Source organism: Salinivibrio sp. MA607, assembly GCF_001996245.1.
Classification (GTDB): Bacteria; Pseudomonadota; Gammaproteobacteria; order Enterobacterales; family Vibrionaceae; genus Salinivibrio; species Salinivibrio costicola.
Genome location: NZ_MUFJ01000003.1, coordinates 79,672 through 92,547 on the forward strand (window position 1 = coordinate 79,672; position 12,876 = coordinate 92,547).

Here is a 12,876-nt window from a genome sequence, read left to right on the forward strand (position 1 = left end):
CTGTGATGAAAAGCGTTATGTGTTGTATGAAACCGCTTTGGGTGTGGACTGATGTGAATGGCGCTAGCATCAAGCCCAGCTCAACGCGTAATATGGCAAGATATCATCAATTTTGTTGAGCGGCACCCTAGTAATGGTTCTCATTGCATGAAGATACGTAAACTCTCCCTTATTGCGATCGCTTTTTTACTGCTACCTAGCTGGGTACGCGCGAGCCTCGACGTTGAGCTCCAAGGACTCGAGGGTGAAGCGCAACAAAATGTAGCAACCTATTTGGCGGCGATCGCGCCCGAAGAACGCGATGGTTCGTATCGGTTTAAGGCGCGTGTCGAGCGCGATGTCCGACAAGCACTCCAGGCAGTAGGCTACTATCAGCCAAAAATCACGCTGAACGCGCCAGAGGGCGATACCCTGGTTGTCTCCGTTAATCCAGGCCCCCCGGTTAACGTGGCGCAAGTCGATGTCGTCTTTTCCGGTGAAGCTGCGATGGATGATGACTTTCATTCGCTTAAAGCGAAAGGACCGCAACCTGGTCATCGGCTCAATCACAGTGATTATGAGTCACTCAAAAGTCAGATCCAGAGCTTAGCCGTGAAAAAGGGCTATTTTGATGGTCGTTTTACGCAAGCCCGGCTCGAAGTTGCGCCTGACCGCCAGCAAGCCTTTATTCGTCTGCATTTTGCCAGTGGCAAGCGTTATCATTTTGGTGCGATCGATTATCAAGGCTCACAAATCCAACGTAAGCGACTTGATACACTGCGAGATTTTTCACCAGGTGATCTCTATCAAGTTACGGACTTAGGCGAGTTTAACCAAGCGTTAGCAAATACGGGCTGGTTTGCCAGTGCGTTAGTCCAAGCGGATATGGAAGACGCCGAGGACAATGAAGTGCCGATCAAGGTGACGTTGACGCCGGAAGCGCGCAACAAGTTTGAAACTGGGGTGGGGTATTCCACCGACATTGGTCCGCGTCTTAAGCTTAATTGGCGTAAGCCTTGGTATAATTCAAGGGGGCATAGCCTGAGCACATCACTGGCGGTTTCTCAGCCAGAGCAAACCCTTACTTCTACCTATAAAGTGCCGCTTGACGATGTTTCACGGGAATATTATCAAGTTCAGCTGGGGTTAAAAAATACAGACCAACGCGATACCACCAGTTTTGAAGCGACGACCTCTGTCTCCCGACACTGGCTTTATGATACCGGCTGGCAGCGCAGTGTATCGCTGCGCTGGCTGTACGAAAACTATAGCCAAGGGCAAGATGAAGATATCGTCAGCGTGGTGCTGCCGGGCGTCAACGTTACCCGAACGCGCGTGCGTGGTGGTCTGATGCCGCATTGGGGAGACAAGCAATCACTGACGCTGGAGGCAGCCGATCCCGCGTGGCTGTCGGATATTAGCTTGCTGCGACTTCAAGGTCGTAGTGCTTGGATTCGCAGTTTAAATAAGAATCATCGTGGCTTACTCCGGGTCGATGGTGGCGTCCTGATTTCCGAGGAGTTTCGTGAAGCACCACCATCATTACGCTTTTTCGCTGGGGGGGATAACAGCATTCGTGGTTATGGCTATGAAACCGTCTCGCCTGTCGATGACAGCGGTCAGTTAAGTGGTGCACGCTATATGTTAACCGGGACTTTAGAATATCAGTATCGTCTTGGTGGCAATTGGTGGTGGGCGTTGTTTGCTGACGGCGGCGATGCATGGACCAACCATTTGTCATGGAAGCGCGCAGCCGGGACAGGCATTCGTTGGTCATCACCGGTGGGCCCGATTCGCCTTGATGTCGCCCATGGTTTTGATAATGACGATGACGACTTTCGTGTGCACCTGACGTTGGGGCCTGAATTATGAGCCGGTGGTTGGTTAGATTAACTTTGATTCTGTTAATCACGATATTTGCGCTGGTAGGTTTGGTGTCCACCACCTTATTTACGCCGATCGGGTTACAAGTTGGAGTGTGGGGGGCACAGAAAGCTATACCTGCATTATCGCTTGAACAAGCCGAGGGCACTTTGCTGACCGGCTTTGAACTTCGTGGTCTGCAATATCAGGATGAGCAAATCCAATTGGCCGCTAATAAGCTGGGGATTGAGATAAAAGGTAAGTGCTTACTTACTCCATCAATCTGTGTCGAACAACTGGCGGCTGAAGGGGTAACGCTTGCGCTTAATTTCCCGCCAAGCGATGACAACACTGCCGCCGAGCCGTCTACCGCGAGGATCCAATCGCCGCTACCGATACATATTAACGCGTTTGCATTCAATGATGTGGCGATTCAGGTGGCGGGACAGGCGATTGACTGGCAGCAGCTTCAAGGCGGTGTGCATGTCGAGGGAGACACCTTAACCTTATCGCCCACAAAGTGGCAGCAGCTGGTGGTTACCCTGCCCACCAACGACAGTGATCAAGAAAACACCGACCGTGCGGTTGGTAAACCTGATAGCGACGCCTCGAGTGCCCCTTTTCATTATCCAGGGCTCCGCTTGCCGTCCATTCATGTGCCGCTAAATATCAATGTTGAGCAATTTAGCCTACGCGATACTCGTATTGACGCCGGTACAGTACATACCTTTTCTTCGTTAGATCTCGTCGGCGCCGTCAAAGGCAGTGCGGTGACGATTGACCATTTTTCGGTGGCCGCCCCTCAGGGCACGGCTAAGCTTTCTGGCGATATTCTGTTGGAAGGTGAGTACCCACTGACCTTAGAAACACAGTTGACCACGAACTTGGCACCGCTCCAAGGGCAAGCATTGTCACTGTCGGCGACGGGGAGTTTAGCGGCTTTAGCGCTGCGCGCTGAGGCAACAGGACCGGTGAATGCCAAACTTGATGGTGAGGCGAATGTCCTGGCACCGAACTTACCTTTTGCCGTGCAATTGGATAGCGAGGCATTGGCGTGGCCGCTGACGGGGGAAGCGATCGCGGCATTACGCGAGCTACACTTTTACGCCGATGGTGACTTATCTGACTATCAGCTCGGCTTACAAACCGGCGTCGATGGCCCTGACGTGCCGACCACCCAGCTGAATTTGACCGGCCAAGGCAGTCTAACGGCGCTGACCCTTTCGCGGCTGGAGGCCAATACACTGGGGGGGAAGGTGGCCGGTCGCGCCAGCGTCGATTGGTCCAGCGTGCCCTTTTGGCAAGCCGAGTTAGGCTTTGCCCATATTCAGCCTCAGCGGCAATGGCCTGAAGTGAATGGTGATCTCACCGGCGCCGTGAGTCATCGTGGGCGCTTAACGCCACAGGGTGGTTGGGATGTATCTATGCCAACCTTGGTTGTTCATGGTGAGCTTGAGCAACTCCCCCTTTCGGTATCTGGCGCGCTCAATGCTCATGATCGTGATGGCGATGGGCAACCTAGCGTTTCTACCTCCGGTCTGACGCTTTCCCACGGCCCTAACCGTATTACTGCACAAGGACAAGTGCGTGACGAGTGGCAAATGGGGCTATCGGTGGATATTGCTGATCTGTCTCAATCATTACCGATGTTAACTGGTGTGATTCGTGGCGATGCGCGTCTGAGCGGGCCCTTTGCCCATCCCGATGCCAAACTGGCCTTCCATGCCAAGCAGTTGCGCTGGCAAGATCTGCGCATCAATCAGCTCACTTTGGACGGCGCCCTGGCCTTAAAGGATACCTTAGGTGGCAACCTGAATGTGTCTGTGCTGGGAGGGCGTTATCAAACGCTGCGTTTAGAGAACTTAGATCTTACCGTCCGCGGTGATGAAGCCGAGCATCAGCTGGATTTACGCTGGCAAGGCGTTCCTACCTCTGGCGTGCTGAGTATTCAAGGTGCGTTGTCGCGCGAGTCCGGTTGGCAAGGGCAACTGCTCGATACGCGGGTGAATGTAGAAGACATTGGCGACATCGTGCAGCAAACCGCGGCGCCCATTGCGTTTACTTTCGCCGATACGCAAACCCAGATCGGCGAGCATTGCTGGCAGTGGCAAGCCACTTCTTTATGCTTATCACAACCGGCCTATATTGGTGAGCAAGGAGAGGTCGTTGCCAATATTGAAGGGTTTGATGCGAAGCAAATTGCGGCGTTCATGCCGCCGGAATGGCACGTTGAAACACGTGCCAATGCAGCCGTTCACGCTCGATGGCAGCCTGACGCCTCGCCAGATGTACGCGCCTCGATTGATATCACCGACGGTGCACTGCGTCAGCAAGCAGAAAGGCCACTAGTCATTGACTGGCAACACGCGAACATGGATGCACGCTGGCACAATGACCAATTACAAGGGGCGCTTGCTCTGACGTTGGATGATGGTGGCACCCTTGCGTCTGGCTTTACCCTAACCGATTTATTGGCCCCTACACCTACGATTACTGGCGACCTTACCGTGACTGCTGTGCAATTGGCCAAGCTTGAGCCCTTACTCGGAAACGATAAACAAGCGGATATGAATGGTGAAGTGAATGCGAATTTACGTCTTGAAGGCCCACTAACGTTACCGCAAGTGTATGGCGGCATGACGGTCAGTGGGCTGCGGATGAAAGGCTTATCGTCACCGGTGGATGTAGATAACGGGCAATTGGCTCTGACGGTTGATGGGCAACAAGGGCAACTGGATGGGCAGTTAATCACGCCTGAGGGTCCGCTAACACTAAAAGGCGATGGCCAATGGCCCCGCATTGATGATTGGCAATTTGGCTTGAATGTATCGGGTGATACGTTACGTGTTAACCTTCCCCCAATGGTAAAGCTCGATGTCGCGCCAGATCTTACCGTTTCTGCGACGCCTGATCAGGTCGCGATTCGTGGTGATATTCATGTGCCTTGGGGACGGATAGAAGTCGAAAATTTACCTGCGTCAGCGGTGACGGTGTCAGACGATACGGTGCTGTTAAACCAAGACTATACGCCAGAAAGTGCAGAACAAGATGAGCCGATGCCGTTTAACCTAGTCACCGATGTAAAGTTAGCACTGGGGGATGACGTTAGTCTCGCAGCCTTTGGTTTAAAGTCGCGCTTATCCGGTGAACTGAATATCAAAAACAATCCGCAAGGTGTATTAATTGTCGGGAATGTCAGCTTACTAGACGGAACGTATCGCTCGTTCGGACAAGACTTGATTATCCGCAAAGGGGAAATCTTGTTTAATGGCCCCGCCGACCAACCCTACCTGCAAGTGGAAGCGATTCGTAACCCAGAGCGAATAGAGGGGGATGTGATCGCAGGTATTCGTTTGAGTGGCCCGGCCGATGATCCGGTGGCGGATATATTTATGGATCCGGCTGGCTCGCAGGCGAATGCCTTATCTTATCTATTGCGTGGCCGAGCGCTGGATGCTGGCGCCGGCGATGCCAATATGACCTCGATGCTGATTGGTATTGGGTTGGCGCAAAGCGGAAAATTGGTAGGAGAGATCGGCCAAGCCTTTGGTGTTGAGGATCTCACCTTAGATACCGCGGGTGCCGGCGACGAACAAAAGGTCGAAGTGTCAGGCTATATTTTACCGGATTTGGAAGTGAAATATGGGGTCGGGATCTTTGATGCGATTGGGGTATTTACTGTGCGCTATCGTTTAATGAAAGACCTTTACCTAGAAGCGGTGTCGGGTGTTGACCAAGCGGTCGATGTGCTTTATCAGTTTGAGATTAAATAAAAAAGCCCGCTGATAGAGCGGGCCTTTACTGTCTCAGTTACACGCTCGATTATTTCTGTGCGCGCTCAAAAGAAGACAGGATTTCGTCTTTTGCGGCTTGTGCATCGGCCCAGCCATCGACTTTGACCCACTTGCCGGCTTCAAGCTCTTTGTAACGCTCGAAGAAATGCGTGATTTGTGCTTTGAGTAGCTCAGGCAGATCGTTCACGTCTTTCACGTGATCGTACTCTTTGGTCAGCTTGCTATGAGGCACTGCGACAACTTTGGCATCTTCACCAGACTCGTCGGTCATTTTTAGCACACCCACTGGACGGCAGCGGATTACTGAACCGGGTACGAGAGGGAATGGGGTTGGAACCAGTACGTCTACCGGGTCACCGTCAAGTGACAAGGTATGGTTTACATAACCATAGTTACATGGGTAAAACATTGGGGTAGACATAAAGCGATCGACGAATACCGCACCGCTATCTTTGTCCACTTCGTACTTGATTGGATCAGCATTCGCTGGGATCTCAATCACCACATAAATATCTTCAGGCAGATCTTTGCCCGCAGGGACCTGATTCAGGCTCATGGAATGTCCTTTTGTTAAATCAAACAGTGTGTGCCAATTATAACCGCCAAGCGTGAAAATAACAGAGGCGACCTACCAGGTCGCCTCGTCATCATAAAAAAGCGCGGCATTCTTTTTGCTAATACGCGTTAATTGTCTTCATGATCAGGATAGGTTTCCAGGTATTCGCCGACTTTATCCACCATATTACTAGAGCCAACGAAGAAGGGAACGCGCTGATGAAGTTCTTTGGGTTCAATGTCCATCACCCGCTGCATCCCATCCGTGGCTTTACCGCCGGCCTGCTCGATAATAAACGCCATGGGGTTGCACTCATACAGCAACCGCAATTTACCATTTGGATAAGCTAGGGTACTCGGGTACAAGTAAATGCCACCTTTTAGCAGATTACGGTGAAAATCGGCCACCAAAGAGCCAATGTAGCGTGACGTATACGGCCGTTTCTCGTCAGGGACGTTTTCTTGACAGTATTTGATGTATTTTTTGACGCCCTGCGGGAACTTGATGTAGTTGCCTTCGTTAATCGAGTAAATCGTTCCCTCTTTAGGAACGGTCATATTCTCGTGAGAGAGGCAAAACAGACCCAGCGATGGATCATAGGTAAAACCATGCACACCATCACCTGTGGTGTAAACCAACATGGTGGATGAGCCGTAAATGATATAGCCGGCAGCCACTTGGCGATGACCCGGTTGCAGGAAGTCGTCTTCGGTAGGGGGGGTGCCGACCGGTGAAACACGGTGATAAATGGAGAAAATGGTGCCGACGGAGACATTGACATCAATGTTTGATGAGCCATCAAGCGGGTCAATCAATACCACATATTTAGCATTACGATTCAGTTGCTTGTTGAAGATGACCGCTTCATCTTCTTCCTCACTCGCGACACCGCAAACGTGGTCGCGAGCCTCCATCGCAGCTTTAAACTTTTCGTTGGCGTAAACGTCGAGCTTTTGTTGTTCTTCACCTTGTGCGTTTTCTGTGCCGATAGCGCCGGCGATGTCGACCAAGCCCGCTTTGTTGATCTCACGGTTGACAATTTTGGCGGCGAGACGAATCGAGGCAAGCAAAGAAGATAAGTCGCCGCTGGCATGCGGGAACGCGTGTTGCTTCTCAACAATATATTCGCCGAGGGTCTTAATGTCGGGCATTCTCAATCCTTAGTGATGATGAACTGTCTTTCTAATTCAATGGCATTTAAGTGGGCAGTGGTCTGCCTCTTGAAATCGTTGTCATTCTAGCGCTCGTGACTTTTTAATCGTACTGAAGAAATGGATGAGGCCAGGGAAGTGTGATCGCGACATAAAAAACCATGTCATATGCGCGCAAGCGATAAGACCCAAGCGTTAATCCAAGGCATAATAATGGCCCGCGTCCAACGGCTGGGTAACCAACAATACAGTGAAGGCCATGCATATTCATATTTTAGGCATTTGCGGCACCTTTATGGGTGGAGCCGCCATGCTGGCAAAACAATTGGGGCACAAAGTGACAGGCTCAGATAGCCAGGTTTATCCCCCAATGAGTACCTTACTCGAATCCCAAGGGGTTGCTATCATTGAAGGCTATGATCCTGCGCAGCTTACACCTAAGCCGGATTTAGTGGTGATTGGTAATGCCATGAGCCGCGGGAATCCCTGTGTTGAAGCCGTACTCAATCAAGGTTTGCCTTACACGTCTGGTCCGCAATGGCTGCATGATTTTTTACTCCAAGACTGCTGGGTGTTAGCGGTTTCAGGGACACACGGAAAAACCACCACCGCCAGCATGCTAGCGTGGATTTTAGAAGACTGTGGTTATCAGCCTGGATTTTTAATCGGTGGCGTGGCCAGCAATTTTAATGCGTCAGCCCGTTTGGGGGATAGCCCGTTTTTTGTGGTCGAGGCCGATGAATACGACAGTGCATTTTTTGATAAGCGCTCCAAGTTTATTCACTACCAACCGAAAACCTTGGTTATTAACAACCTTGAGTTCGATCATGCCGACATTTTTGATGATCTGGCCGCGATCCAAAAGCAATTCCATCATGTGATACGCACCGTACCTGGGATTGGCCAGATTATTGCGCCGTCCGATGATCCCAACGTAGCTGAAACACTCGCAATGGGGTGTTGGAGTGAGTGTGTGTATGCGGGGCCTGATGGCCAGTGGCAAAGCGTGAAAAAAGACGCAGCTGGCAGCCAATTTGATGTGTACTTTGCCGGTGATCTCGTGGGATCGGTTAGCTGGGATTTGGTCGGTGATCATAACGTGCGTAATGCCTTGATGGCGTTATCAGCGGCGCGTCATGTGGGAGTGACCCCGGGTCTGGCTTGTCAATCGCTCGAGAGATTTATCAATACTAAGCGTCGCCTTGAGTGGCGTGGCGAGCGGGCTGGCGTCACGGTATATGACGATTTTGCCCATCATCCGACTGCTATTCGACTGACCTTGGAGGGCTTGCGAGCCAAGGTCGGCGCAGGGCGTATTCTCGCCGTATTAGAACCGCGCTCGAACACCATGAAACAAGGGGTCCATAAAGACACGCTAGCCGCGTCGTTGGCGAGTGCGGACAGTGTGTTTTTATATCAGCCTCAAGGGCTCGATTGGTCGCTCGATGCGGTGGCGGATCGTTGTGCTCAACCTACGCAAATTCACACTGATATAGGCACACTGGTTGTCGCGTTGAGTGAGCAAGCCTTGCCGGGCGATACCGTGTTGGTCATGAGTAATGGGGGTTTTGGTGGTATTCACGATAAGTTGCTCAGTGCGTTGAGTCACAAAGGAGAAAAGCATGACGGATAAGCGTATCACGCTGGCATGGACAGGAGCGTCAGGCGCGCCATACGGCCTACGGTTACTGGAGTGCCTGCTTGCGCAAGATTATCAGGTCTTTTTACTGATATCCTCGGCCGCTCGCGTGGTGCTGGCGACCGAACACGGGTTGAAACTCCCGTCAGGCCCGCAAGCGGCACAGAAAATATTAGCCAAACATCTGCAATGTGATAGCAATAAACTGATCGTTTGCGGTAAAGAAGATTGGTTTTCGCCGGTCGCCTCGGGCTCGGCAGCGCCGAAGAAAATGGTTGTCTGTCCCTGCTCGGCCGGATCCTTGTCTTCGATTGCCCATGGTCTATCCGATAACTTGATTGAACGGGCGGCGGATGTGGTGCTCAAAGAACGGGGGCAATTGTTACTGGTCGTTCGCGAGACGCCGTTTTCAACGCTGCATTTAGAAAACATGCACAAGCTATCGCAGATGGGCGTCACCATTATGCCTGCTGCGCCGGGTTTTTATCACCAACCCCAGTCTATTGACGACTTGGTCGATTTTATGGTGGCGCGCATTCTCGACCACTTAGGCGCGGCGCAAACCTTGGTGCCGCGCTGGGGGTATGATCAACGCCCTCGCGATAAAGCATAATCAATCAGGTTCAGGCAAGGCCTGAACCTTCACTTTACGAGGGTGGCCCTAAACGAGCAGCCAGATATCGACTAAGGTTTGAGTACCATCACATGCATGGTGGCGCCTTCAAGCACTTTCGCGGCCACCGATCCTAACATCATCTTGTTGACGCGAGAACGCTTATGACTTGGCATGACGATCAAGTCGCACCCTAAGCGCTCGGCGGTTTTGATAATCCCTTTGTAAGGCTTGCCTTCTTCAACAGACACCTGGCAGGCCACGTTTTTCGGAACATATTTATCCGCAAATCCTTGCAGATTTCGCTTCATATCACGTTTCATTTTATTGGCAGCTTCTTCAGGGAAATAAGAGGCCACCATGGAGTTATGAATCCCCGGCAGGACTGTCAGAAGATGGAGCTTAGCGCCGGATTGACTGGCCAGCCATGCAGCGTGATCGACCGCCTTATCCGCGAAGCTCTCATCATTTAAATCGACCGGAACCAAAATGTGTTTATACATAGCGATATCCTTTGCTATCAAAAAAAGAAAAGGGCACGCGCCGCGCACGTGCCCCCTGTCATTAGGCTTGGCGGATACGACGGCGTTGATTCCAGCCTAGCAATGCCAAGAGTAATAGTGTCGGCACAAAGACCCATTCTTTCCACGGGCGAATGTTATCCACCGTGACGGTTTTAATTTGCCAATCAAAGTCGATCCCCGCCTTATCGGCATCGCTTCCAAATTGAACTCTATCAACCAGTAATGAGTCATCCTCTTCGCGCAGTATCAAACCGGTATCACGTACCCGTGCATCGCCGCTTTCGAGGCGATTATCTACCGACAAAACCACATGTTTGGAAATCTGATCGCCAAAGAAGTCTTCCCCTTCCACAACCAGTTGCAGCGGTTTTCCGTCAGGCAGTTGCTCGGCTACGCGCATAATTTCTGTTCCTGGATAGCTGGTGGTGGGTGGATAGACTTCATCCCACCAAAAACCAGGTCGAAATAGAGAGAAGGTGATAAGCAACAGCAACACGGTTTCCCACCATTTATTTTTGGTCATCCACCACCCTTGGGTTGCGGCAGAGAAAGCCAGCATCGCAATGGTCGCGGAAATAATGGTCAATATCAGGTGGAAAGGACCGTCGAGGTCGAGCAACAACAACTGAGTGTTGAAGATAAACATGAAAGGTAAAATGGCGGTACGAATATCGTAGGTAAAGCCTTGTACACCGGTACGAATCGGATCCGATTTAGCAATGGCCGCGGCCGCGAAAGCGGCGAGACCGACCGGTGGCGTGTCATCGGCGAGAATACCGAAGTAGAACACAAAAAGGTGCACGGCAATAAGCGGAATAATCAGCCCTTGTTGTGCCCCCAAGGTCACAATGACAGGGGCCATCAGTGTAGAAACCACAATATAGTTTGCCGTGGTCGGTAGCCCCATGCCTAACAGTAAGCTGATCACTGCCGTAAAGAGCAACATCAAGAAGATATTACCGCCAGAAATTAGCTCGACAAAATCAGTCATGACCAAACCAATGCCGGTTAGAGTCACGGTGCCGACAACGATCCCGGCAGCCGCCGTGGCGACACCGATGCCAATCATGTTGCGCGCGCCAGTGACAAAGGCTTCGAGCAGATCAACGCCCCCTTCTCGAATTTCTTCTTTGAAGTTGGTGCGTTGATTAAAGTAGGCGATCAGTGGACGCTGGGTCACTATGATAAAAATCATAAAAATAGTCGCCCAGAACGCCGATAGGCCGGGTGAAAAACGCTCGACGGTCAAACACCAAACCAGCACGCCAATTGGCAGCAAGTAATACAACCCGGAGCGAACGGTAGGGCCTGGCTCTGGCACCTCTGATAAATCCGTGGCCGCTGGATCTTCGGCGGCTTCAGACTTGTAGCGGGCGGAATAGCGCACCAGAAGAACATACGCAATTAGGGTCAGTATGCCGATCACCACGGTGGCCATGACGCCAAATACGTCCTTGGTCCAGCCAATGCCGTAATAGACTGCTGCGCTGAGCACTAATAGCCCAACAAATACCGTCATAAAGGAAAAGAGCTTTTGCAATACCGTACTAGAGTGGCGGCGCGGCAAGCCTTCCATACCCGCTTTACAAGCTTCCAAATGAACGATGTAAATCAGCGCAATGTAGGAAATCAACGCCGGGAGCAGGGCAGCTTTGATCACTTCGACATAAGAAATCCCTACGTACTCCACCATCAAGAAGGCGGCGGCCCCCATTATCGGCGGTGTGAGCTGACCGTTGGTGGACGCGGCCACTTCTACTGCCCCCGCTTTGTGGCTTGGGAAACCAACCCGCTTCATCAGTGGAATGGTAAAGGTGCCGGTGGTCACCACGTTAGCAATCGAGGAGCCTGAGACTAACCCGGACAGGCCCGAGGCGACCACTGCGGCTTTCGCGGGACCGCCGCGCATGTGGCCCAGTAAAGAGAACGCCACTTTGATGAAATAGCCCCCAGCGCCCGCGCGATCGAGTAAGGCACCAAAGAGTACAAACAGGAAAACGAATGAGGTAGAGACGCCCAATGCGACCCCGAACACCCCTTCAGTGGTTAGCCACAGATGCGACATCGCCTTATTAAGGCTGGCGCCTTTGTGGGCAATGACATCGGGCATGTGGGGGCCAGCAAAGGTGTAAAGCAAGAAAACGGCGGCTACCACCATTAATGGTGGCCCTAAAGCGCGTCGTGTTGCCTCGAGCATCAATACCATGCCGATCGCGGCAACACTAATATCGAAGGCAGTATAGGCACCGGCACGATCGGCCAGTTGATTGTAAAATAAGAATAAATACCCGGCGGCTAGGCTGCCGATAAGGGCAAAAATCCAATCTAGAAGAGGTACACGGTCGCGAGGCGATGTTTTACGTGCGGGGTAGGCAGTGAAGGCCAAAAACATCGCGAACGCTAAGTGGAGTGAGCGTGCTTGTGTATTATTGAGGACGCCAAAATCGAGCGCAAAGGGAAGTGGCGACGCATACCAAAGCTGAAAAAGGGACCAGATAAGTGGTACCAGCCAAAGAATACGTCCTGATAGTCCATGTGGTGAGCGCGCACCCGTATCTGCTTGCGCCACCATGTCTTGCACATCAGGAGACGGTTGATGTGTCTTCGTCATGCAGTTTGTCCTTATTATCATATGCACCGCTGATGCGGCGGCAGTGTCCCGAGAAAAGCCTACTTGGCCTATTTCACTGGTGTGGTGATTGGCCAGTCTGCAGCTCACTGCTCCCCGCGTTTTCATTGACCCTCAACGAAAGCGTG

General features: G+C 51.8%; 8 protein-coding genes. 4 read left to right on the top strand and 4 right to left on the bottom strand.

Annotated features, from left to right (window positions below; translation table 11 throughout):
* Positions 1–147: 147 nt before the first annotated feature.
* Both tamA and tamB read left to right on the top strand, forming a co-directional pair.
* Positions 148–1,851, top strand: a complete 1,704-nt coding sequence (gene tamA / locus BZG81_RS02450; RefSeq protein WP_077676657.1) for an autotransporter assembly complex protein TamA — start codon at positions 148–150, stop codon at positions 1,849–1,851.
* Between the two features lie 23 nt (positions 1,852–1,874).
* On the top strand, positions 1,875–5,615 hold the full coding sequence (gene tamB / locus BZG81_RS02455; RefSeq protein WP_198533619.1) for an autotransporter assembly complex protein TamB: 3,741 nt from the start codon (positions 1,875–1,877) through the stop codon (positions 5,613–5,615).
* 49 nt (positions 5,616–5,664) lie between these two features.
* Here the strand turns inward: tamB and ppa are convergent, their stop codons facing one another.
* Together ppa and fbp are read right to left on the bottom strand one after the other, a co-directional pair.
* Positions 5,665–6,192, bottom strand: coding sequence for an inorganic diphosphatase (gene ppa, locus BZG81_RS02460; RefSeq protein WP_077459975.1), 528 nt, complete (start codon positions 6,190–6,192; stop codon positions 5,665–5,667).
* Positions 6,193–6,320: 128 nt separating this feature from the next.
* Positions 6,321–7,343: a class 1 fructose-bisphosphatase gene (fbp, locus tag BZG81_RS02465; RefSeq protein WP_077459974.1), complete on the bottom strand. Its 1,023-nt coding sequence runs from the start codon at positions 7,341–7,343 to the stop codon at positions 6,321–6,323.
* A gap of 259 nt (positions 7,344–7,602) precedes the next feature.
* Between fbp and mpl the strand changes: the two genes are divergently transcribed.
* Both mpl and BZG81_RS02475 read left to right on the top strand, forming a co-directional pair.
* Positions 7,603–8,976 carry a UDP-N-acetylmuramate:L-alanyl-gamma-D-glutamyl-meso-diaminopimelate ligase gene (mpl, locus tag BZG81_RS02470; RefSeq protein WP_077676659.1) on the top strand — a complete coding sequence of 458 codons (1,374 nt, stop codon included), beginning with the start codon at positions 7,603–7,605 and terminating at the stop codon, positions 8,974–8,976.
* A complete protein-coding gene (locus tag BZG81_RS02475; protein ID WP_077676660.1) occupies positions 8,966–9,595 on the top strand; it encodes a flavin prenyltransferase UbiX in 630 nt (209 codons plus the stop codon). Before mpl ends, BZG81_RS02475 begins: the two co-directional genes overlap by 11 nt.
* Before the next feature lie 71 nt (positions 9,596–9,666).
* Here the strand turns inward: BZG81_RS02475 and BZG81_RS02480 are convergent, their stop codons facing one another.
* Both BZG81_RS02480 and BZG81_RS02485 read right to left on the bottom strand, forming a co-directional pair.
* Positions 9,667–10,098, bottom strand: coding sequence for a universal stress protein (locus BZG81_RS02480; protein WP_021023341.1), 432 nt, complete (start codon positions 10,096–10,098; stop codon positions 9,667–9,669).
* A gap of 61 nt (positions 10,099–10,159) precedes the next feature.
* The gene (locus tag BZG81_RS02485; protein WP_077676661.1) at positions 10,160–12,730 is read right to left on the bottom strand and encodes a TRAP transporter permease; all 2,571 of its coding nucleotides are present in this window, start codon (positions 12,728–12,730) and stop codon (positions 10,160–10,162) included.
* Between the last annotated feature and the right edge of the window lie 146 nt (positions 12,731–12,876).

Excerpts from the sequence above, each read along its gene's own strand:
- tamA (WP_077676657.1), top strand. The coding sequence starts at position 148 with ATGAAGATACGTAAACTCTCCCTTATTGCGATCGCTTTTTTACTGCTA.
- ppa (WP_077459975.1), bottom strand. The coding sequence starts at position 6,192 with ATGAGCCTGAATCAGGTCCCTGCGGGCAAAGATCTGCCTGAAGATATT.
- fbp (WP_077459974.1), bottom strand. The coding sequence starts at position 7,343 with ATGCCCGACATTAAGACCCTCGGCGAATATATTGTTGAGAAGCAACAC.
- mpl (WP_077676659.1), top strand. The coding sequence starts at position 7,603 with ATGCATATTCATATTTTAGGCATTTGCGGCACCTTTATGGGTGGAGCC.
- BZG81_RS02475 (WP_077676660.1), top strand. The coding sequence starts at position 8,966 with ATGACGGATAAGCGTATCACGCTGGCATGGACAGGAGCGTCAGGCGCG.
- BZG81_RS02480 (WP_021023341.1), bottom strand. The coding sequence starts at position 10,098 with ATGTATAAACACATTTTGGTTCCGGTCGATTTAAATGATGAGAGCTTC.
- BZG81_RS02485 (WP_077676661.1), bottom strand. The coding sequence starts at position 12,730 with ATGACGAAGACACATCAACCGTCTCCTGATGTGCAAGACATGGTGGCG.